19 protein-coding genes are annotated in these 20,092 nt (G+C 74.1%); 12 read left to right on the top strand and 7 right to left on the bottom strand.

The window, feature by feature from the left end; translation table 11 throughout:
• Positions 1 to 26: 26 nt before the first annotated feature.
• A complete protein-coding gene (locus ACF089_RS31015) occupies positions 27 to 608 on the bottom strand; it encodes a GNAT family N-acetyltransferase (protein ID WP_392033842.1) in 582 nt (193 codons plus the stop codon).
• Positions 609 to 769: 161 nt separating this feature from the next.
• On the bottom strand, positions 770 to 1,564 hold the full coding sequence (locus ACF089_RS31010; protein WP_392033840.1) for a hypothetical protein: 795 nt from the start codon (positions 1,562 to 1,564) through the stop codon (positions 770 to 772).
• Positions 1,565 to 1,899: 335 nt separating this feature from the next.
• Between ACF089_RS31010 and ACF089_RS31005 the strand changes: the two genes are divergently transcribed.
• The 8 genes from ACF089_RS31005 (at position 1,900) to ACF089_RS30970 (ending at position 10,418) form a co-directional block, all read left to right on the top strand.
• Complete coding sequence (locus ACF089_RS31005; RefSeq protein WP_392033837.1) at positions 1,900 to 2,151, top strand: hypothetical protein; 252 nt, start codon at positions 1,900 to 1,902, stop codon at positions 2,149 to 2,151.
• The gene (locus tag ACF089_RS31000; RefSeq protein WP_392033835.1) at positions 2,148 to 2,525 is read left to right on the top strand and encodes a helix-turn-helix domain-containing protein; all 378 of its coding nucleotides are present in this window, start codon (positions 2,148 to 2,150) and stop codon (positions 2,523 to 2,525) included. Before ACF089_RS31005 ends, ACF089_RS31000 begins: the two co-directional genes overlap by 4 nt.
• Positions 2,526 to 2,707: 182 nt before the next feature.
• A complete protein-coding gene (gene uraD, locus ACF089_RS30995; RefSeq protein WP_392033832.1) occupies positions 2,708 to 3,280 on the top strand; it encodes a 2-oxo-4-hydroxy-4-carboxy-5-ureidoimidazoline decarboxylase in 573 nt (190 codons plus the stop codon).
• Between the two features lie 37 nt (positions 3,281 to 3,317).
• Complete coding sequence (locus tag ACF089_RS30990) at positions 3,318 to 3,653, top strand: hydroxyisourate hydrolase (RefSeq protein WP_392033829.1); 336 nt, start codon at positions 3,318 to 3,320, stop codon at positions 3,651 to 3,653.
• Between the two features lie 5 nt (positions 3,654 to 3,658).
• On the top strand, positions 3,659 to 4,576 hold the full coding sequence (gene pucL / locus ACF089_RS30985) for a factor-independent urate hydroxylase (RefSeq protein WP_392033826.1): 918 nt from the start codon (positions 3,659 to 3,661) through the stop codon (positions 4,574 to 4,576).
• A gap of 91 nt (positions 4,577 to 4,667) precedes the next feature.
• Positions 4,668 to 6,044, top strand: a complete 1,377-nt coding sequence (locus ACF089_RS30980; protein ID WP_392033823.1) for an 8-oxoguanine deaminase — start codon at positions 4,668 to 4,670, stop codon at positions 6,042 to 6,044.
• A 264-nt stretch (positions 6,045 to 6,308) separates the two neighbouring features.
• Positions 6,309 to 7,775 (top strand): nucleobase:cation symporter-2 family protein, encoded by a 1,467-nt coding sequence (locus tag ACF089_RS30975; RefSeq protein ID WP_392033820.1) that lies wholly within the window; start codon positions 6,309 to 6,311, stop codon positions 7,773 to 7,775.
• A gap of 327 nt (positions 7,776 to 8,102) precedes the next feature.
• Positions 8,103 to 10,418, top strand: a complete 2,316-nt coding sequence (locus ACF089_RS30970; protein ID WP_392033817.1) for a HEAT repeat domain-containing protein — start codon at positions 8,103 to 8,105, stop codon at positions 10,416 to 10,418.
• A 204-nt stretch (positions 10,419 to 10,622) separates the two neighbouring features.
• Here the strand turns inward: ACF089_RS30970 and ACF089_RS30965 are convergent, their stop codons facing one another.
• Together ACF089_RS30965 and ACF089_RS30960 are read right to left on the bottom strand one after the other, a co-directional pair.
• Positions 10,623 to 11,303: a TIGR03086 family metal-binding protein gene (locus tag ACF089_RS30965; protein ID WP_392033814.1), complete on the bottom strand. Its 681-nt coding sequence runs from the start codon at positions 11,301 to 11,303 to the stop codon at positions 10,623 to 10,625.
• A 23-nt stretch (positions 11,304 to 11,326) separates the two neighbouring features.
• Positions 11,327 to 11,815, bottom strand: coding sequence for a beta-class carbonic anhydrase (locus ACF089_RS30960; protein WP_392033934.1), 489 nt, complete (start codon positions 11,813 to 11,815; stop codon positions 11,327 to 11,329).
• Positions 11,816 to 12,083: 268 nt separating this feature from the next.
• Between ACF089_RS30960 and ACF089_RS30955 the strand changes: the two genes are divergently transcribed.
• Together ACF089_RS30955 and ACF089_RS30950 are read left to right on the top strand one after the other, a co-directional pair.
• Positions 12,084 to 13,652 (top strand): YfcC family protein, encoded by a 1,569-nt coding sequence (locus ACF089_RS30955; RefSeq protein WP_392033811.1) that lies wholly within the window; start codon positions 12,084 to 12,086, stop codon positions 13,650 to 13,652.
• A gap of 191 nt (positions 13,653 to 13,843) precedes the next feature.
• Positions 13,844 to 14,791, top strand: coding sequence for a fibronectin type III domain-containing protein (locus ACF089_RS30950; RefSeq protein WP_392033808.1), 948 nt, complete (start codon positions 13,844 to 13,846; stop codon positions 14,789 to 14,791).
• 102 nt (positions 14,792 to 14,893) lie between these two features.
• Here the strand turns inward: ACF089_RS30950 and aceB are convergent, their stop codons facing one another.
• Together aceB and ACF089_RS30940 are read right to left on the bottom strand one after the other, a co-directional pair.
• Entirely contained in the window at positions 14,894 to 16,519 is a 1,626-nt protein-coding gene (gene aceB, locus ACF089_RS30945; protein WP_392033806.1) for a malate synthase A, read from the bottom strand.
• 245 nt (positions 16,520 to 16,764) lie between these two features.
• Positions 16,765 to 17,370: an NTP transferase domain-containing protein gene (locus ACF089_RS30940; RefSeq protein WP_392033803.1), complete on the bottom strand. Its 606-nt coding sequence runs from the start codon at positions 17,368 to 17,370 to the stop codon at positions 16,765 to 16,767.
• Between the two features lie 195 nt (positions 17,371 to 17,565).
• Here ACF089_RS30940 and ACF089_RS30935 point away from each other — a divergent pair, with 195 nt between their 5' ends.
• Both ACF089_RS30935 and ACF089_RS30930 read left to right on the top strand, forming a co-directional pair.
• Positions 17,566 to 17,901: a DUF5955 family protein gene (locus tag ACF089_RS30935; RefSeq protein ID WP_392033800.1), complete on the top strand. Its 336-nt coding sequence runs from the start codon at positions 17,566 to 17,568 to the stop codon at positions 17,899 to 17,901.
• Positions 17,902 to 18,022: 121 nt separating this feature from the next.
• A complete protein-coding gene (locus tag ACF089_RS30930; RefSeq protein ID WP_392033797.1) occupies positions 18,023 to 18,715 on the top strand; it encodes an alpha/beta hydrolase in 693 nt (230 codons plus the stop codon).
• A 93-nt stretch (positions 18,716 to 18,808) separates the two neighbouring features.
• Here ACF089_RS30930 and ACF089_RS30925 read toward each other — a convergent pair whose 3' ends face one another.
• On the bottom strand, positions 18,809 to 19,618 hold the full coding sequence (locus ACF089_RS30925; protein ID WP_392033795.1) for an IclR family transcriptional regulator: 810 nt from the start codon (positions 19,616 to 19,618) through the stop codon (positions 18,809 to 18,811).
• Between the last annotated feature and the right edge of the window lie 474 nt (positions 19,619 to 20,092).

Below are 20,092 nucleotides of genomic sequence, written 5' to 3'. Positions count from 1 at the left end.
GCGGTCCGCGCCGTACGGCCGCCGCCTCAGAGTTCGCGGCGCATGCAGACCCGCGGCCAGCGGTCCAGGCCGATCTCCCGCTCCGTACGTCTGATCTCCCGCAGCCCCTCGGTGAGTTCCGCCTCGCCGAGGACGCGGAAGCCCAGCCGGGCGTAGTAGGGGGCGTTCCACGGGACCTCGGCGAACGTCGTCAGCGTCAGCGCCGCGAGCCCGTCGGCGCGCGCCCGGTCGGCGAGCCGGTCGATCAGCTCCCGGCCCAGCCCCCGGCGTCCGGCCGACGGGCGGACCGAGACCTGTTCGACGTGGGCCGCGCCGTCCACCTCCTCGTGGAGCAGATACGCCAGCGGCGTGCCGGCGCCGGTGCGGGGGCCCGTTCCGGCTGCGGCCCCGGCCGCGGTCTTGTCACCGCCGGCCGGGTCCCGGTCCGGCTCCTCGTCCACGACGACCCAGGCCCCGCCCTCGGCGCGGAAACGCTCCAGCACCGTGAGCGGGGGCGGCTCGTCGTCGGCGATCTCCGCCATCCCCAGCGCCCGGAACGCCTCCCCGGCGGCCCGTTCGATGTCCTGAAGCAGTGGCAGGTCGGCGGCGGTCGCCCTTCGTACGCGCATACGGGAATTATGACCCGGCCCGGGTGAGGGCGTGCGGGCGTACCGGATGCCCAGGGGCGTGCGGGCGTACGGGCATACCGGACGCGCGTGTACCGGCCGCCCGGGTGAGGGCTTGCGGGCGTACCGGCCGCCCGGCTGGGCGCGCGCGGGCGCGCCGGCCCTCACGCCCCCGTGTCCACCAGCTCCTCCGCCGCCCCGTTCAGCGGCTGCGGGCTCCCCGTGAGGTCCATCACGAAGAGCGGCACGCGCAGATCGTCGGCCCGCGCCCGGGCGTCCCGCGCGTACCCCGCGAGGGAGAAGAACGCGGTCGACACGGACGCCGCCAGCCCGTTCAGCCACAGACACTCCACATCCCGCAGCGTCGCCGGCCGGGTCGAGGGATCCACCTGCGCGATCAGCCCCGCCGCGCGCAGATCCACGGCGGCCGAGGCGGTCCGCACCTCCGGCGGGCCCTCCGGATGAGTCCTCGGCGGGCCCTCCGGCCGGGCCTCCGCCGGATGCACCTCCTGCTGGACCACATCGTGGAACCCGAGCCACCGCAGATACAGCGCGGCCACGCTCACCGCGTCCCGCGCGGTCCTTATGGTGACCGGCCGGAAGGCGGGGCGCGCCGAGGCGTCCACGGCGCGCGGCGGCGGAACGCGCGGCGGCGGCGAGGCCGGGAGGTCCCGCCCGCCCCCGCCCCGCGCGGAATCCGTCCGCTGCACCGGCAGCCGCAGCAGCGTCCCGCACGGGCAGCCCAGCTCCGGCTGCGGCCAGTGGTCCTGCCGCCCGCACGCCCCGCAGCGCACCACCACCCAGTCCTCGGCCCAGGTGCGGCGGACGACCGGCTCGGGCGGCGCGCCGGGCAGCAGCGGGGTGGCCAGCGGAGCGCCGCACGCGCACGGGTACACCGGCGAAGCGAACAGATGGTCCCGCAGACAGGAAGGACACCGCACCGGCACCGCGTCGGCCATCGCTCACACACCCCCACACTCGGTCGGCCCCCATCGTCCACCAAGGGACCGCGATCGGGCGAGAGGATCCGGGCCCCGGCTCCGTACCGGCCGCCGAACTCCGGCGGCCGGACCGGATATCACCCGGGTGATCCACGTCGGACGTCCAGGCCCCGGCCCGGGACGCCCCCGTGCGGCCCGCCGCCCGGGGGCGTCGGCGGGCCGGGGATCCCCGGCGGGTCCGCGCATCCGCGCCGATCGCCGCGCCCGGGTCCGTTAGGGTTCGTGTCCCAGGACCGGGGCACGCCGATGCGGTGAGAGAACGCGCACGTCAGCGTGGACGCGATGGGGGCGCAGTGCGATTGCGAGTGGAGTTCACGACCGAGCCCTTCGATCTGGAGGAGCCGCCCGATCACGCGGTCGCCGCCCGTGACGCGGTCCGCGCCGCCGAGCTGGACGCCGTCGACGTCGGACCCTTCGGCACCACGGCCGAGGGCGGGGCCGACGCCGTGCTCGCCGCCGTGGACGCGCTGCTGCGCCGCTCCCTGCACGTCGGAGCCACCCGGATCACGCTCCAGGTCAATGTGGTCGAGGAGGCCGGGACATGACCGGCCCGGGGGACCATCCGCTCGCCCGCGCCGTCGGTCCGCTGATCGACGCGCTGGGAGCCGAGGTCGTCGCTCCCGGACAGGCCGGGCCCGACGACGTGGTGCTCGCCTGGGAGGGCGAGAACGTCCTCGCCGTACGGCTGCCCCAGCTCTCCGACGCGCTCGACCGGCTGCTGCTCTCGCTGGAGCGCCGGCACGGCATGCCGCTGTCCGAACTCGACCGCAGGACCAAGCAGACGGTCGTACGGAGTCTGGAGGCGCGCGGCGCGTTCTCCGTACGGCACGGGGTGGAGACGGTCGCCGGGGCGCTCGGCGTCAGCCGATTCACCATCTACAACTACCTGAACAGGGAGAACGCGGCGAACGACGGCTGAGCCGACCGGTCGTGGCGGCCGCCGTCCACCGGGGCCCGCAACTCCCGCCCAGGGAGCGGAGTTCCCGATTCTTCAACAAAGTGTTGACGCTCGGCGGGTGAGGGCGTTAGCTGTGCCCAGCCCGTTCGCATTCCGCCCGCGGCCCGTGCGCGCCGCCGCGACGAACAGCCACGGAGGCACCCGTGACGCCGAGTCCACCGCCCTCCCCGCCCAGGACCGCCGGCCCGCCCGCCGGCCTCGCCCGCTTCAACGCCTCGGCCCGGCCCGACGCCGCCGCCGCGCTCCACGAGGTGTGCGTCTGCCCGGAGTGGGCCGGCGGAGTGCTCGCCGGACGCCCCTACCCCGACGCCGAGGCCCTGCTCGCCGCGAGCGACCGCGCCGTGGCCGCGCTGACGCCGGAGCAGCTGGCCCGGGCCGTCGCCGGACACCCGCCCATCGGCCGCCCGCGCCCCGGAGATCCGGTCTCCGCCGGGGAACAGCGCGGGATGACCGGGGCCGCCGCCGGACTGCGGGCCGAGATGCTCGAACTCAACCTGGCCTACCAGCGGCGGTTCGGCCATGTCTTCCTGATCTGCGCCACCGGTCTCACGGCCGAGCGGATGCGCGACGCCGTCCGGCTGCGCATCGGCAACCCGCCCGAACGCGAACAGGAGATCGTCCGCACCGAACTGGCCGGCATCAACCGCCTCCGCCTGGCCCGGCTCCTGACCGCCGCCCCCGGCCCGGCCGGCCGCCCCCGGGAGGAGCGCGCATGAGCCCCCGGCCCGGCCCACCCCTCCGCGAGGAGCGCGCATGAGCACCCGGACCGCCGCCTCGGTCTCCACCCACGTCCTGGACACCGCCGCCGGCCGCCCCGCCGCCGGCCTCCCCGTCCGCCTCTCGGTCCGCGCCGGAACCGCCGACGCCCCCTGGGTCCCGCTCGGCGGCTCCACGACCGGCGCGGACGGACGCTGCACCGACCTGCCGCCCCTGCCCGAAGGCGCCGCGCACGCCCGCCTCGACTTCCGGCCCGACGGCCCCGCCTTCTTCCCGGAGATCTCGGTCGCCTTCACCGTCACCCCCGGCGAGCACTTCCACGTACCGCTGCTCCTGAGCCCGTTCGGCTACTCCGTATACCGAGGGAGTTAGCGCCCATGACCACCATTCTGGGACAGAACCAGTACGGCAAGGCGGAGAACCGCGTCGTCAGAATCGTCCGCGACGGCCCCACCCACCACATCAAGGACCTCCGGGTGTCGATCGCCCTCTCCGGCGACATGGACGAGGTCCACTACTCGGGCTCCAACGCCAGCGTCCTGCCGACCGACACCGCCAAGAACACGGTGTACGCGTTCGCCAAGGAGCACGGAATCGAGTCCGCCGAGCAGTTCGGCATCCTGCTCGCCCGCCACTTCGTCACCACCCAGGAACGCATCCACCGCGCGCGCGTCCGCATCGAGGAGTACGCCTGGGGGCGCATCGCGGCCACCGGCCCCGGGGCCCGTGCCGACGCCGACCACGGGCACTCGTTCGTCCGCACCGGAGGCGAGACCCGGGTCAGCCACATCCATTACGACGGGGCCCGCTGGGAGGTCGTCTCCGGGCTCACCGGCCTCACGGTGCTCAACTCGACGGATTCCGAATTCCGGGGATACGCCAAGGATCGCTACACCACCCTGGAGGAGACGCACGACCGCGTCCTCGCCACCGAGATCACCGCCCGCTGGCGCTACCGGTGGGACCGCGAGGACCTCCCCGCGCCCGACTGGGACCAGGCGTACGAGCGGGCCAGACAGAACATCCTCCAGGCCTTCGCGGACACCTACTCGCGCTCCCTCCAGCAGACGCTTTACCAGATGGGCGCACGGGTCATCGAGGACAGCGCGGAGATAGACGAGATCCGGTTCTCCCTGCCGAACAAGCATCACTTCCTGGTGGATCTGGAGCCCTTCGGCCTGCGGAACGACGACGAGGTCTATCTCGCCGCCGACCGCCCCTACGGACTCATCGAGGCCACCGTGCTCCGCGACGGGGCCCCGGCGCGCATCCCGGCCGACCCGGCCGGCTCCTGATTCCGCTTCCCGCGCCGGACCGGGATCGTGGAGGATCTTGGGGCCGACAGCCGACCGGGCGGACGCCCGCGCACCGAATGGAGGTCCCGTCATGCCGGTCTCGCGCACCGTGATAGAGAACTGCGCCGTCGCCACCGTGGACGCGAACGACACCGAGTACGCCGTCGGCCATCTCGTCCTCGCGGACCATCTGATCGAGTCCGTCGGCGCGGGACCCGCGCCCCGGGACCTGGAGCGGGTCGTCCGCCGCGTCGACGCCACCGGGCATCTCGCGACTCCCGGCCTGGTCAACACCCACCACCACTTCTACCAGTGGATCACGCGCGGACTCGCCACCGACCACAGTCTCTTCGACTGGCTCGTCGCGCTCTACCCCGTCTGGGCCAGGATCGACGAGCCGATGGTCCGCGCGGCGGCCCAGGGCTCCCTCGCGATGATGGCCCGGGGCGGCGTCACCACCGCCGTGGACCACCACTACGTCCACCCGCGCGGCTCCGGCGACCTGTCCGGCGCGATCGTCGGGGCGGCCCGCGAGACGGGCGTCCGCCTCACCCTCGCCCGGGGCTCCATGGACCTCGGGACCTCGCGCGGCGGACTGCCCCCGGACTTCGCCGTGGAGACGCTCGACGGCGCGCTCGCCGCCACCGAGGAGACCGTCGACGCCCACCACGACCCCGCGCCCGACGCCATGACCCAGGTGGCCGTCGCCCCCTGCTCGCCCTTCTCCGTCTCCACCGAACTGCTTCGCCAGGGAGCCGAACTGGCGCGCCGCAAGGGCGTACGGCTCCATACGCACGGCTCGGAGACCGTCGAGGAGGAACGGTTCTGTGAGCAGCGGTTCGGCATGGGCCCCACCGACTATCTGGCCTCCGTCGGATGGCTCGGACCCGATGTCTGGATGGCCCACTGCGTGCACATGCGGGACGAGGACATCGCCGCCTTCGCCCGCACCGGCACCGGAGTCGCGCACTGCCCCTCCTCCAACGCCCGGCTCGCGGCGGGCATCGCCCGCGTCCCCGACCTGGTGAGGGCCGGCGTCCCCGTCGGCCTCGGCGTCGACGGAACCGCCTCCAACGAATCCGGCGAACTCCACACCGAACTCCGCAACGCCCTGCTCATCAGCCGCCTCGGCCCCCACCGCCAACACGCGCTGAACGCCCGGCAGGCGCTGCGCCTGGGCACCCACGGCGGCGCCCGGGTACTGGGCCGCGCGGACCGGATCGGCTCCCTGGAACCGGGCAAACTGGCCGATCTCGTGCTCTGGAAGCTGGACACGCTCGCGCACGCCTCCATCGCCGACCCGGTGGCCGCGCTCGTCCTCGGCGCGGCCGCGCCCGTGAGCCTGTCGTTCGTCCACGGCCGGACGGTGGTCGAGGACAACCGGCTGATCACGGTGAACGAGGACGCGATCGCCCGCACCACCCGCGACCAGGCGCGGCGACTCGCGCGCATCGCCGCCGGGGACTGAACCGACCCGTACCCCGGCGGGGACCGTTCGGACCCCGCCGCACCTTCCGCACGCCCGCACGCCCGCGCGCCTGTACGTCCGTACGTCCGCACGCCCTGACGCGCGTCCGTACGCCCCGGCGCGCGCACCGCTTCGTCACGCGCACCGCCCCCGCCCGTCCGCGCGCCGTCTCGCCCGCGCGCGCACCGCTCCGTACCGCCTCCCCTCGTACCGCCCCTGACGCCTACGTCCCCCAGCGACGCGCAACCGACCGGAGGAACCGCCGTGGACGCACAGCCCGGGACCAGCCGAGACGCCGATCCGGCCGCGGGGGAGGATCCGGCCGCGAAGGAGGATCCGGCGGCGGGGGAGAAGCCGGCCGCGGGGGAGGCCCCGGCCGCCCCCGCCGCTCCGGAGCCGGCCAAACACCCCGTCGACCAGACCCTGCCGCCCCTGAAACTCCTCACCAGCGGCCTCCAGCACGTCGCCGCGATGTACGCGGGCGTGGTGGCCCCGCCCATGATCGTGGGGCCCGCCGTGGGCCTCGACGCCCGGGACACCGCCTTTCTGATGGGCGCGAGCCTGTTCACCGCGGGCATCGCCACCCTGCTCCAGACCCTCGGGCTCTGGAAGTTCGGCGCGCGGCTCCCGTTCGTCAACGGAGTCTCCTTCGCGGGCGTCACCCCGATGGTCGCCATCGGCCGGGACCGCGGCGCGGAGGGCATGGCCGTCATCTTCGGCGCGGTCATCGTCGCCGGGCTGCTGGGCCTGCTGCTCACCCCGTACTTCTCCCGGCTCGTCCGCTTCTTCCCGCCCGTGGTCACCGGCACCGTGATCACGCTCATCGGGCTCTCCCTGCTGCCGGTGGCCTTCACCTGGTCCCGGGGCGGCGCCGCCGCGGCCGGCCACGGCTCGATGAGGAACATCGGACTGGCCGCCCTCACCCTGGTCGTCGTGCTGACCCTGCGCCGGGTGCTGCGCGGCTTCCTCCGGCAGATCGCCGTACTCCTCGGACTGGCCGTCGGGACCGCCGTCGCCGCCGCCCTCGGGATGACGGACTTCGCCGCGGTGGGGGACGCGGACGCGCTCGGCTTCCCGACGCCGTTCCACTTCGGCGCACCTCAGTTCGAGCTGGCCGCGATCGTCTCGATGTGCGTGGTCATGCTGGTCTGCATGACCGAGTCCACCGCCGACATGCTCGCCCTCGGCCGGATCGTCGGCCGCCCGGCGGACGAACGCACCATCCGCGGCGGACTGAGCGCCGACACCCTCGGCAGCGCGCTCAGCCCCCTCTTCAACGGCTTCATGTGCAGCGCCTTCGCGCAGAACGTCGGCCTCGTCGCCATGACGGGCGTACGCAGCCGCTTCGTCGTCGCCGCGGGCGGCGGGATCCTGGTGCTGCTGGGGCTCATACCCGTCGCCGCCTCCGTCATCGCCCTCGTACCGCTGCCGGTCCTCGGCGGCGCGGGCATCGTCCTCTTCGGCACGGTCGCCGCCGCCGGCATCCAGACCCTGGCCGCGGCGGCGCTGGAGAAGGGCGAGAACGCGCTCATCGTCGCCGCCTCGGTCGGCGTGGGCCTGATCCCGATCGCCTCGCCCGACTTCTACCACGGCTTCCCGCAGGACACCCTGGTCGTCCTCGACTCCGGCATCTCCACCGGATGCGTCGTGGCCATCGCCCTCAACCTGGCCTTCAACCACCTCGGGGCGGGTGCGGCGGGCCGCCGGGGACCGAGGCGGGCGCGGTCGTGAGGGTGTGACGGGCGAGGCGGGGGCGTTCGGTCGCGGCGGGGGTGTCTGGGCGCGAGGGTTCGGGGCCGGTCCGGGGCGGGGCTGTGCGGTCGCGGGGGAAGGGTGTGGGGCGCGCCGGTCGCCCCAGACGGCCCGGGGCCGTCGCCCGTGTCTCCTCACGGCCGTCGGGCGGCCTGGGCGTCGGGCGGCTTGGACGTCGCTCGCGGCGGCGCGAGCAGGGGAAACCGGCGCGCGGGCGGCCGAACGAGCCTGGGAACGAAGGGGGTTCGGGAGCGGGGAGGGGTGGAGCGCGGGGCGTTGTCAGACCCTCGTGGCATGCTCTGAGGCATGGATCTTGAGCGGCTTCTCGTTGACCTCGACGGCGTGCGCTGGGCCGATGTCGACCACGCCTACGGCGAGGCGGACGATCTGCCCGGCATGCTGCGCGCGCTCGCGGGCGACGAGGAGCGGGCGCGTGAGGCCCTGGACGAGCTGTGGAGCAGCATCCTCCACCAGGGCACGGTGTACTCCGCGACGGTGACGGCCGTGCCGTTCCTCGCCCGGCTCGCCGCCGCCGGGGTGCGGAGCGACGATCTGCTGGTCCTCCTCGGCGGCATAGCCGACAGCCGGGACGAATACGGACTGCCCGCGCCGGGCGCGTGCCGTTCGGCGGTCGCCGATCAACTGCCCCTGATCCTGCCGCTGTTCGCGTCGGAGGACCCGGAGGTGCGCCGGGCCGCCGTCTGGGCCGCCGGACGCACCGGGGCGACGGCCGCGCTCCCGGCGCTGCGCCGCCACTGGGACGGCGGCCGGGAAGAGCCCGCCGTCCGGGCCGAGCTGCTCGCCGCGCTGGCCAGGATCGACCCGTCGGTCGGCGCGGAGGCGGCCGCGGGAGTGCTCGCTCCCGGGCCGGACGCTTCCGAGGGGCCGGACGCGCCGGCCGGTCCGGCAGCCGCTTCCCGTGCGGACGCCTCGGTCGAGCACACCGGGCCAGCCGGTCCCACCGCGTCCGCCGGGCGCATTGAGCCTGCCGGGCCCGCTGGTCCCACGGCGTCCGCCGGGCGCACCGGCTCCGCCGAGCCCGCCGCCGTGGTGCGGATCGTCGCCGTGCTCACCTGCCTTGACCTGGGGCTGCCGTGGACGTCGGCGCACCGCGACGCGCTGGTGTCGCTGCTGCCCGCCGGACCGAGGGTCGCGGACCTCTTCGACCCGTCGCGCGCCGAGCCGCTCCACTACGCGGTGGACGCGCTGCTGCTCCGCGACACCGGCCAGGACCGGGAGGCGGCCCATCGGCTGATCGAGGCCGCGCTGCGGCTGCCCGACCCGGAGGCGCGCCGGGAGGCGCTCTGGGCGGCCGAGCACGCGTGCGTGATCTCCCGGGGCGCGCCGCTCCGGCTGGCTCCCGCGCTGCTCGCCCTGCTGGCCGATCCGACGTTCACCGACCCCGCGCCGATGCTCCCGGTCCTCGCGGCGCTCGGCCGCCACGCCGCCCCGGCCGCCCCGGTGCTGACGGCGCTCGCCGAGTCGGCCGGCGAGCGGGCCGACCGCGCGCTCGAAGTGCTGCTGCGGATCGCCCCCGAGCAGGCCGGCCCGCTGCTCGCCCGCGATCTGGACGGCAGGCCGCGCACGCTGCGGGCGGTGACCGGGCTCCCCGGCCGCCGCCCGGCCCTCCCGGTGCCCTACGCACCCGAGCTGCTCAACGCGATCCGCATCCGGCTCAGCGGCATCGCGGGCCAGGACGACTCCCTGGCGGACTGTCCCGCCGCGCTGCTGGAGCTGTTGCTGAGCTGGGGCCCCAGGGCCTCGGCCGCCCTGCCCGAGCTGGCCGCCGCCTTCGAGCGGCGGCCCGCCCGGATCGCCCCGGCGCTCGCCGCGGTCTGCCCGCCCGAGAGCCGGGAGAGGACGGCCGGTCTGCTGCGGCGGGCGGCCGAGTCGGCGGAGGGCGACACGGCGGGCCGTTTCGCCGCCGCGCGGGCGCTGCGGACGCTCACCGGCGAGAGCGACCCGCTGGTCGGAGTCCTCCAGGAGGCCCTGACGTCGGAGGACGCGGACCCGGAGCTGCCGAGGGCGGCGGGGGAGCTGGGCTGCGACGGCGAGGTGCTGATACCCCGGCTGCGCGAGGCCCTCACCCCTCAGGGAGCCGGGCGCACCGTCGCCGATCTCCGGGCCGATCTGGAGACCGCCCTGGCCCTGTGGCGGCTGACCGGTGAGGCGGCCGAGCCGGTGAAGGTGCTCGAAGGAGTGATCGCCGAGGCTGCGGACGGCGAGTGGACCCGTCTGCCCCTCACCGAGGCGGTCCGGGCCGCCGCCCTGATCGGCCCGGCGGCGGCCGCGCTCGCCCCCGCGCTCGAAGCGCTGCTCGACCGCCCCGACCAGGCCCCGTGCGCCCTGCTCGCCCTGAGCGCCGTGGGACGGGCGGCGGACCGGACCCGGGCGGCGGAGCTGCTCCTCACCTCGGCGGAGCACGCCCTGGAGTGGTCCACCGCGCTGGACGCCCTCGCGGCCCTCGGCCCCGAGGCGCTGACCCACGAGACGACCGCCCGGCTGACCGCCCTCGCCGACGGCGACCTCAGGGTCGTCGCCTCGGGCCCCGGGCCGGATCTCATCGACGCCGACGAACGTCTGCGCGCCCGGGCCCGGGAGGTGCTGACCGCCGCCCGCTGAACCTTCCGTACGGGGCCCGGATCCGGCCGTCGGCGGTGTACGAGGGCGGGGGGCGGCCCCCGGCCGTCGGGGGCGGAGGGAGCGGGCGGCCCGGCCGCCCGGGGCGTACGGCCAGGTCTCCCGGGCGGGCGGCCGTGTTCCGGGCAGGCGGGGGTGTTTCGGGGGACCGGCGGACCGGTGTTCCGGTGTTCCGGCGGCGGTCGTTCAGTCCCCGGGCCGCCAGTCGGGTCGCCGCCCGCTGAGCCCGACCACGCGGTCGAGCAGCGGAGCGCTCCCGGGGACCTCGACCGGCGGCCCGAACAGATCCGCCCGGGCCGGTCCGTCCGCCGGGGCCAGCAGTTCGTACGAGACCTGGAGGCTCGCCGCGTCGGGCGCGTACGGCTGTCCGGTGGCGCGGGCCAGATCCCAGCCGTGGAGGAGGAGTTCGTTCAGGGCCACCTGCCCCGCGACCGCGCCGGGCAGCGGGACACCGCCGGCCCGGGTCTCCCCCTGCCACGCCTCCGGCCGCTCCCACGCCGCCGCCAGTTCGTCGAGCCGGGCCGGCAGCAGGGACCGCCAGTCGTCGTCCAGCAGGGGCAGCCGGGCCCCGGGATCGGTGCCGGTCGTGGGGCCGAGATCCTTGCGCGCCGCGTCCCGGAAGGCGGTCGCGAGCCCGACGAGATGCCCGAGCAGCTCCCGTACCGCGTAGTCGGGACAGGGCGTGGGATCGCCGAGCCGCTCGTCCCCGACGGCGTCGAGAAGCCGGGCCACACCGTCGGCGGCGGGCCGGAGGGACGGGCTTTCCGGCCCGGGCCCCGCACTCGCGGCGGACGGCGGGGGCGTCGGGCGGGGGTTCGATGAAGTGGAGTCCATGGAGTGCAGACCGTTCCGTCGTCGAGAAGTCATCGCTCACCACCCGCGCCCCGGGCTCATTTCACCTCGGTCAGCCGGCCGTCGTCCACGTCGAAGACGAATCCGCGCATCGAGCCGGTGTGCGGAATGAAGGGGTTGACCCGAATGCGGCGCATGGACTGGAGAACGTCGTCCTCCAGGTGTTTGAAGGATTCCGGGGACCATGGCGGTCGAATTTGCGTATCCTCTTCGATCTCTTGTTTGAATTCATCGTCGGTGAAAGTGAGCATTCCGCAGTCCGTGTGATGGATCAGCATGATCTTCCGGGTGCCCAGCAGACGCTGACTGATGGCCAGCGAGCGCACGGTGTCATCGGTGACCACGCCTCCCGCGTTGCGGAGGACATGCGCGTCTCCCCGGCGGAGCCCCAGGATCGCGTAGATGTCCATACGCGCGTCCATGCAGGTGACGACCGCCAGCCGGCGGGCCGGCGGCAGCGCGAGCGGCCCCGAGAATGTCGCCGCGTACGCCTCGTTGTTCGACAAATACTCTTCAGTCGTGGACATGACTACCTCACGATTGGCTTGCTCGGCCGAGTTCCCCGGGATCACTCTGCCGGAAAGGTAGCGATCGGCAATTCGAAAACGGAAGAACCAGGCCCCCGCGCGCCAGGGAGAGAGTTCCCGATCGGCCATCGGGCCCCGGCCGATGTGCGACCGCACCGCCCCTGTGATCCATTGTTCTCAGCGACACCGGCACCGATCACACCGATCACCGATCAGACCGATCACACGGACCGAACCGGCCGCGCCGGCCGCGAACGGGGGTTCAGCGATGGATCCGGGACCCAGGGACGGCGAACCGGCGGCCGCACACGGGCCCGCACACGGGCCCGCCTCCGCCTCCGACGAGCCCCCGGACCGTAAGCGCCTCGCCTTCCCCAGCGCGCTGACCGTCCTGGTCCTGGTCACCCTCGCCGTCTGGGCGCTGGCCTTCCTCATCCCGCCGGGGGCGTACGACCTCGACGAGAACGGCGCGCCCGTCGAGGGCACCTACCACCGGGTGGACAGCGGACAGAGCCTCACCGACCGCCTCAACGATCTCTTCCTCGCCCCGGTCAACGGGCTCTACGGCATCCAGGACCCGCGCACCGGCGAGGTCGGCCCCGAACTAGCCGGCGAACTCTACGGCAGCGCGGGCGTCTTCCTCTTCGTCCTCGCCATCGGCGCCTTCATCACCGTCGTCTTCGCCACCGGCGCGCTCGACCGGGGCATCGCCCGCCTCGCCCACCGGCTGCGCGACCGCGGCCCGCTGCTGATCGCCGGGGTGATGCTGGTCTTTTCCCTCCTCGGCACCGTCGAGGGCTTCGCGGAGGAGACCCTCGGCTTCTACGGGCTGATCGTGCCCCTGATGCTCGCCCTCGGCTACGACCGGATGGTGGCGACCGGCACGATCATCCTGGGCGCCGGCGTCGGCGTCCTCTGCTCGACGGTGAACCCGTTCTCCACCGGAGTGGCCTCCTCTGCGGCGGACATCTCCCTCGGCGACGGGATCGCGCTGCGCGCCGTGATGTGGGTGGTGCTGACGGCGGTGACCATCGGCTACGTCGTCCGCTACGCGCGACGCGTCCGCCGGGACCCGGACCGCTCGCTCTCCGGCTTCCTCCCCGGCGACCGGGACCACACGGTCGCCGACGCCGACGAACCCCCCGAGCTGACCGCCCTGCACCGGACGGTGCTCGCCGTCGTCACCCTGGTCTTCGCCTTCATGATCTTCTCGGTCGTCCCCTGGGCGAGCGCGCTGAGCGGCGACGCGGACGCGAAGCCGTACGGCTTCGAACTCGGCTGGTCCTTCCCCGAGCTGGCGGCGATGTTCCTGGTGGCGGCCGTGCTGGTGGGCCTGATCGCCCGCTTCGGCGAACAGCGGCTCAGCGCCACCGTGGTGCGGGGCGCGGCGGACTTCATCTCGCCCGCCCTGGTGATCGTCCTCGCCCGGGGAGTCACGGTGATCATGAACAACTCGAAGGTCACCGACACCGTGCTGCACTCCATCGAGGGCGTGGTGCGGGGCGCTTCCTCCGGTCTCTTCGCCGTCATCGTCTTCGTCGTCAATCTCCCGCTGGCCTTCCTCATCCCCTCCACCTCGGGCCACGCCACCCTGGCGATGCCGATCCTGGCCCCGCTCGCCGACTTCGCGGGGGTGTCGCGGGCGCTGGTGGTGACGGCCTGGCAGGCGGCCAGCGGCTGGATGAACCTCTGGGTGCCGACGACCGCGGTCACCATCGGCGGTGTGGCGCTCGCGAAGGTGGGCTACGACAGATATCTGCGGTTCGTCTGGCCGCTGCTGGCCCTGCTCGCGGTCCTGATCTGCGGATTCCTGGTGGTCGGCGCGGCCGTCGGCTGACCGGCGCGGCCGGCCCGCGCCAACGGGCGGGCGCGTCGCCGCCCTTGGCGCGGGGGACCGCCAAGACCCCTCGGCGGCGGGCATGTACGCCATCACACACCGGGGCAATCCCCCGTCAGGTCTTGCTGATCGCTCACACTCTGTGTCATATAGGTCTGGACCATTCTCGTCCGCTTGCGGAGGTCCCACCCGTGCAACGTCCCCCCACACTCCTCGCGCTGACCGCTCTGGCCGCGCTCACGCTCACCGCCTGCGGAGGTGACGACAAGGACACCGAGGCCCCCACCACTCCGTCCGGAGTCACCGCACAGGCGGGCAGCGCCACCTCCGTCCACGTCATGTGGGAGCCCTCCACCGACGACAAGGCCGTGACCGGCTACGAGGTCTTCCAGAAGGGCGCCAAGGTCAAGACCCTGCCCGGCACCAAGACCATGGTCGACGTCGACGGCCTCAAGCCCAGCACCGCGTACAGCTTCACCGTCCGGGCCCGCGACGCGGCCGGCAATCTCTCCGAGCCCAGCCCCGCGAAGGCGGTGACCACCCCCGCGCCCACCCCCGAGGACAAGAAGGCCCCCACACGTCCCTCCGGGCTCCGCGGCGAGGTCGAAGGGCAGCGCGCCGTCACCCTCCAGTGGCGGCCGGCCGCCGACAACACGGCGGTGACCTCCTACGACATCTACCAGGAGGACTCCCGCATCCACACCGTCACCGGCGCCGAGACCAGCGCCAAGGTCACCGGCCTGCGCCCGGGCACCGTCTACAGCTTCACCGTCCGGGCCCGCGACGCCGCCGACAACTCCTCGCCCGACAGCGAGACGGTCGACCTCACCACCCCCGCGGCCTCCGGCGAGGGCCCCAGCACCGCCCCGACCGATCTGACGGCCACCGTCCACAAGGGCAGCATCGATCTCTCCTGGTCGCCCCCGAAGGCCGACGGCGACATCGAGTCCCACGAGCTGTTCCTCAACGGCAAGCCCGCCACCACCATCGTCTGGGGCACCATGCCGACCGGGAAGGCGAAGTACACCATGACCGTCACCGACCCGCCCGGCACCCGCTACAGCATCAAACTCCGCGCCAAGCTCCCCGACGGCAAATGGGGCGACTTCTCCGCCCAGCGCACCGTCATCGTCCGCTGACCCACCCCCGTCGGCCCCCACCCGGGCCGGCGGGCCCCCGGCCGCCCGCTTACGGTCGCCACACCGCCAGGTGTCCCGGCGACCGGGCGCGGGGCCAGTCGGTCAGTCGGGCAGGTGGTCGTAGGCGGGGAGGGTGAGGAAGTCCTCGTAGGTCTCGTCGAGGGCGACTCGCAGCAGCAGGTCGTGGGCCTGCTGCCACTTGCCCGCGGTGAAGGCGGCCTCGCCGGTCTCGGCCCGGACGGCGGCGAGTTCTTCGGCGGCCGTGCGGCGGACCAGGTCGGCGGTGGCTCGTTCGCCGTTCTCGAAGACCACTCCGGCGTTGATCCACTGCCAGATCTGGGAGCGGGAGATCTCGGCGGTGGCCGCGTCCTCCATCAGATGGAAGATGGCGACCGCGCCGATCCCGCGCAGCCAGGACTCGATGTAACGGATGCCGACCTGGACCGCGTTGCGCAGCCCGGCGGAGGTCGGCGCCGCGTCCAGCGAGTCGACGGCGAGCAGTTGGGCGGCGGTGACCGAGACGTCCTCGCGCAGCCGGTCCTTCTGGTGCGGGCGGTCGCCGAGGACCGCGTCGAAGGAGGCGGCGGCGACGGGGACCAGGTCCGGGTGGGCCACCCAGGAGCCGTCGAAGCCGTCGGCCGCCTCCCGGTCCTTGTCCGCGCGCACCTTCTCGAAGGCGGCCCGGTTGACCTCGGGGTCCGTACGGGAGGGGATGAAGGCGGCCATTCCGCCGATCGCGTGCGCGCCGCGCTTGTGACAGGTGCGGACCAGGAGTTCGGTGTAGGCGCGCATGAAGGGCGCGGTCATGGTGACCGCGTTGCGGTCGGGGAGGACGAACGCGGGTCCGGCGTCGCGGAAGTTCTTGACGAGGGAGAAGAGATAGTCCCAGCGGCCGGCGTTGAGCCCGGAGGCGTGGTCGCGCAGCTCGTAGAGGATCTCCTCCATCTCGAAGGCCGCGGTGATCGTCTCGATCAGGACGGTCGCGCGGACCGTCCCGGGGGGCAGGCCCGTGTACTCCTGCGCGAAGACGAAGACGTCGTTCCAGAGGCGGGCCTCCAGATACGACTCGGTCTTGGGGAGGTAGAAGTACGGGCCCCGGCCGAGGTCCAGCAGCCGCCGGGCGTTGTGGAAGAAGTAGAGGCCGAAGTCGACGAGCGCGCCGGGCACCGCGGCGCCGTCGGGGGCCCGCAGATGGCGCTCCGGCAGATGCCAGCCGCGCGGGCGCATCACGACCGTGGCGAGTTCCGCCTCGGGCCGCAGGGCGTACGACTTTCCGGTCCGCGCGTCGGTGAAGTCGATGTCGCGGCGGTGGGCGTCGATCAGACAGAGCTGGCCGAGGACCACGTTCTCCCAGGTGGGCGCGGAGGCGTCCTCGAAGTCGGCGAGCCAGACCCGGGCCCCCGAGTTGAGCGCGTTGACCGTCATCCGCCGCTCGGCCGGGCCGGTGATCTCGACCCGGCGGTCGGTGAGCGCCGAGGGAGCGGGCGCGACCCGCCAGGAGTCGTCGGCGCGGATCGCGGCCGTCTCGGGGAGGAAGTCCAGCACGGGGGTACGGGCGATCGCGGCCCGGCGTTCGGCGCGGCGGGCGAGCAGCTCGTCGCGGCGCGGGGTGAAGCGCCGGTGGAGTTCGGCGACGAAGACGAGCGCCGCCTCGGAGAGCACCTCCTCCTGCCGGGGCAGCGGTTCGGCCGAGACGACGGCCGGCGGGGACGGCGCCGGTGCGGACATGGGCGTTCACTTCCTTCGGCGGGCGGCGGGCGGTGCGCTTGGCGGGCTCGGTGACGCGGTGGACGCTGGGCGGTGGACGCGGTGGACGCGGTGGACGCGGTGGACGCGGTGGACGGTGCCGGGCGGGCGGAAGTCGGGGCCCGGCGGGCGGCGGGGCGGACCGAGGGGAACCACTGATCGATGGATGTTAGTTTCCTCATGGTGGAAGAACAAGGCGCTCCACGGCCGGAAAGCGCTCCGCCGGACTACTCCAGAAGGCGCAGATCCGCCGCCGTGTCGATGTCATGAGCCTCGGCGACGTCCCCGCACTCCACCAGCACGAGCGAGGACGCCCGCTCCCGCAGCAGCGCGCGGGCCCCCAGATCGCCCACCGCGCCCTCCGCCGCAGCCCGCCAGTGCTCCGCGCCCAGCAGTACGGGATGCCCGCGCCCGCCGCCGTACGAGGCCGCCGCCAGCGTCCCGCGCGAGCGGTACGCGGCACGGACCCGGGCGACCGCCGCCGCCCCCACGCCCGGCTGGTCCACCAGACAGACCAGCACGGCGTCGGCCGCCGTCCCGGCGAGAGCGGCCAGCCCGGCGCGCAGGGAGGAGCCCATGCCCTCCTCCCACCCCCGGTTCTCGACCAGGACGCAGCCGGTGAGATCCGCCTCCGCCCGGACCCGGCCGGCCGCCGCGCCCAGGACCGCGTACACCGGATCACAGCCGCCCTCGCGCAGGGCCCGTACGGCGTGCTCCGCCAGCGGCGCGCCGCGGTGGCGCAGCAGGGCCTTCGGACGGCCGCCGAGCCGCCGCCCGCCGCCCGCGGCCAGCAGAAGTCCCGCGACGATCGGGGGTTGGGAAGGGGAGGTCATGGAGACACTCTGTCCGACGGCCCGCGGACGCGCCCCGCCCGGCGGCCGTCGCGCGCCGGGGCCGTCGGACGTGAATTCCGTCCGCGGAGTGGCGCGTACCGCACGTAATGGCGTTAACTTGCCCGCAACTCTGGGTGGTTGACCGTCGACTGACGGTCGTGGGGACCGGTTCCAGGGGGTGCGAGGGGGAGAGCTTTGTTGCGGAGCGTGGGGCAGACGCCGGTGACAGGGAGCGGGAAGGACCCGAGGGCGGCGGCGCTGGCCGCGGCGGTCTCCCGGCTGCGGCGCGAACTGGCCGGACACCCGGGAAAGTTTCCCGACCGGGGCATCGCGGAGGACGAGTTGGCCGCGCTCGCGGCGATGGTGACCGGCGGGCAGCCCGAGGTCGCGCGGATGCGGCGCTCGCTGCTGCTGATCGCGGGGGCGATCGGGTCGGTCAGCGCGCTCGGGGCCGCGCTGATGCAGGTGCGGCAGGCGGTGGACCTCTTCGGCGAGGGGCCCGCGCGGCCGCCGATGCGGCCGCCGGGGTAGTCGTCGGCGCTTCCGCCCAGGTCGTCCCCGTGGGGGCGGCAGCGGTGGCAGCTCCCGGACGGTCGTTTTAGCGTGGGGAGGAAAGCGTCAAAACGACCGTCGAGAACCAAGGGAAGCTCATATGGCCGACAAGCCCGCAGTCGTTCTGGTCCACGGGTTCTGGGGAGGCGCGGCCCACTGGGGGAAGGTCATCACGGAGCTGAGGAGCCGTGGATACGGCTCTCTGCACGCGGTGGAGAACCCGCTGACCTCGCTCGCCGAGGACGCCGAACGCACCCGCAAGATGGTCAAGCAGATCGACGGTCCCGTCGTGCTCGTGGGGCACTCCTACGGCGGCGCGGTCATCACCGAGGCCGGCGACCTGCCCAATGTCGTCGGACTGGTCTTCGTCGCGGCCTTCGCGCCGGACGCCGGGGAGAGCCCGGGGCAGATCAGCCAGGAGCTTCCGCCGGCGGCGTTCGAGAATCTCGCGCCCGACTCCGACGGCTATCTGTGGATCAAGCAGGACAAGTACCACTGGAGCTTCGGCCAGGATCTGAACGAGGACGAGGCGTTCGTCATGGCCGTCACCCAGAAGGCCCCGCTCGCCTCCACCTTCGGCGACAACGTCACCGCCCCGGCCTGGCGGAAGAAGCCCACCTGGTACCAGGTGTCGACCGACGACCGCATGATCCACCCGGACAACGAGCGGAAGATGGCGGCGCGGATGTCCCCGCGCAAGACCATCGAACTCGCCGCCAGTCACGCGTCGCTGGCCTCGCACCCCAAGGACATCTCCGACCTGATCGACGAGGCGGCCGCCGAGGCCGGCTGAGCGCGCGGGTCCGCCGGGGCCCCGGCTCCGGTACCCCGACCGTCCCCCGGCCGGCTGCGCAGAGCGCCGCGCCCGGGTACGTCCCCCGGCTCCTCAGCCGGGGGACGTACCGCTGCCCGCGCTGGTCAGCGTCCGGGACAGCTCCCGGGCGACCTCCTGGAGCAGCGGCACGATCCGCACCGTGGCCGCGTCCGTCACCCGGCCCGCCGGGCCGGAGATGGAGATCGCCGCCGCCGTCGGCGAGTCGGGCACCGGCACGGCGAGGCAGCGCACCCCGATCTCCTGCTCGTTGTCGTCCACCGCGTACCCGTGGTGGCGCACCAGCTCCAGCGCCTGGAGGAACGCCTCGGGCGTGGTGATCGTCCGATCGGTCGCGGCGGGCATCCCGGTCCTGCGCAGCAGCGCCCGTACGTCGTCCGGGGCCGAGCCCGCGAGCAGCGCCTTGCCGACTCCCGTGGAGTGGGGCAGCACCCGCCGCCCGACCTCGGTGAACATCCGCATGGAGTGCTTGGACGGCACCTGGGCCACATACACGATCTCGTCGCCGTCGAGCAGCGCCATGTTCGCCGTCTCGCCGGTCTCCTCGACCAGCCGGGCGAGATGGGGGCGCGCCCAGGTGCCGAGCAGCCGGGACGCCGACTCGCCGAGCCGGATCAGCCGAGGGCCCAGCGCATAGCGCCGGTTGGGCTGCTGGCGGACGTAACCGCAGGCCACCAGGGTGCGCATCAGCCGGTGGATGGTCGGCAGCGGAAGTCCGCTGCTCGCGGAGAGTTCGCTCAGCCCGACCTCGCCGCCCGCGTCGGCCATTCTTTCGAGCAGATCGAAGGCGCGCTCCAGCGACTGCACGCCGCCGCTGCTGGCGGACTTGGCGGCGTCGGATGCGCTGGCGCTGGACGTCGGCACGAGTGGCGGTCCTTTCATGCTGGCGGACAAGGGAGCAGCCTACCGGGCGGACGTCCGGCCCCTCGCGCTCCCGGCCGGGTATCGACGCCGGTCAGACGGCATCGGGCGGTCGCCGGGGGGTGTTGGGCGGGGGGTTCGGCCGAGTGCCGGGCCGCCCTCCCCGCGGGGCTCAGGGCCGCCCCTCCTGGCCGGGCGCCGCGAGGGCGGGCGTCGCGACGGCGGCGGGCGGGCGTGGTGCGCGCGCCGGCCGGACCTCGGCCGGACCTCGGCCGGACCTCGTGCGGGCTTCCGTCGGGCCTCGCACGGCGCGGGTTCGACCAATACAGGACATGCGGTACGGGACATGCGGTACGGGACGCGCGGCGCGGGTTCGACCGGTACGGGCATGTGCGGCTCGGGCATGTGCCTTCTCGGTCTCGGGCGGTACGGGTTCGGGCGTCGCGCGGGTTCGGGCGTCGCGCGGGTTCGGGCGTC

Source organism: Streptomyces sp. NPDC014894, assembly GCF_043080985.1.
Taxonomy (GTDB): Bacteria; Actinomycetota; Actinomycetes; order Streptomycetales; family Streptomycetaceae; genus Streptomyces.
This window is presented reverse-complemented; position numbering and strand designations above follow the sequence as displayed.

Coding starts and splice junctions, on each gene's coding strand:
- ACF089_RS30980 (WP_392033823.1), top strand. CDS start 4,668: ATGCCGGTCTCGCGCACCGTGATAGAGAACTGCGCCGTCGCCACCGTG.
- ACF089_RS30965 (WP_392033814.1), bottom strand. CDS start 11,303: ATGACTTCTCGACGACGGAACGGTCTGCACTCCATGGACTCCACTTCA.
- ACF089_RS30990 (WP_392033829.1), top strand. CDS start 3,318: ATGAGCACCCGGACCGCCGCCTCGGTCTCCACCCACGTCCTGGACACC.
- ACF089_RS30960 (WP_392033934.1), bottom strand. CDS start 11,815: ATGTCCACGACTGAAGAGTATTTGTCGAACAACGAGGCGTACGCGGCG.
- pucL (WP_392033826.1), top strand. CDS start 3,659: ATGACCACCATTCTGGGACAGAACCAGTACGGCAAGGCGGAGAACCGC.
- ACF089_RS30940 (WP_392033803.1), bottom strand. CDS start 17,370: ATGACCTCCCCTTCCCAACCCCCGATCGTCGCGGGACTTCTGCTGGCC.
- ACF089_RS30970 (WP_392033817.1), top strand. CDS start 8,103: ATGGATCTTGAGCGGCTTCTCGTTGACCTCGACGGCGTGCGCTGGGCC.
- aceB (WP_392033806.1), bottom strand. CDS start 16,519: ATGTCCGCACCGGCGCCGTCCCCGCCGGCCGTCGTCTCGGCCGAACCG.
- ACF089_RS30955 (WP_392033811.1), top strand. CDS start 12,084: ATGGATCCGGGACCCAGGGACGGCGAACCGGCGGCCGCACACGGGCCC.
- ACF089_RS31015 (WP_392033842.1), bottom strand. CDS start 608: ATGCGCGTACGAAGGGCGACCGCCGCCGACCTGCCACTGCTTCAGGAC.
- ACF089_RS30930 (WP_392033797.1), top strand. CDS start 18,023: ATGGCCGACAAGCCCGCAGTCGTTCTGGTCCACGGGTTCTGGGGAGGC.
- ACF089_RS31010 (WP_392033840.1), bottom strand. CDS start 1,564: ATGGCCGACGCGGTGCCGGTGCGGTGTCCTTCCTGTCTGCGGGACCAT.
- ACF089_RS31000 (WP_392033835.1), top strand. CDS start 2,148: ATGACCGGCCCGGGGGACCATCCGCTCGCCCGCGCCGTCGGTCCGCTG.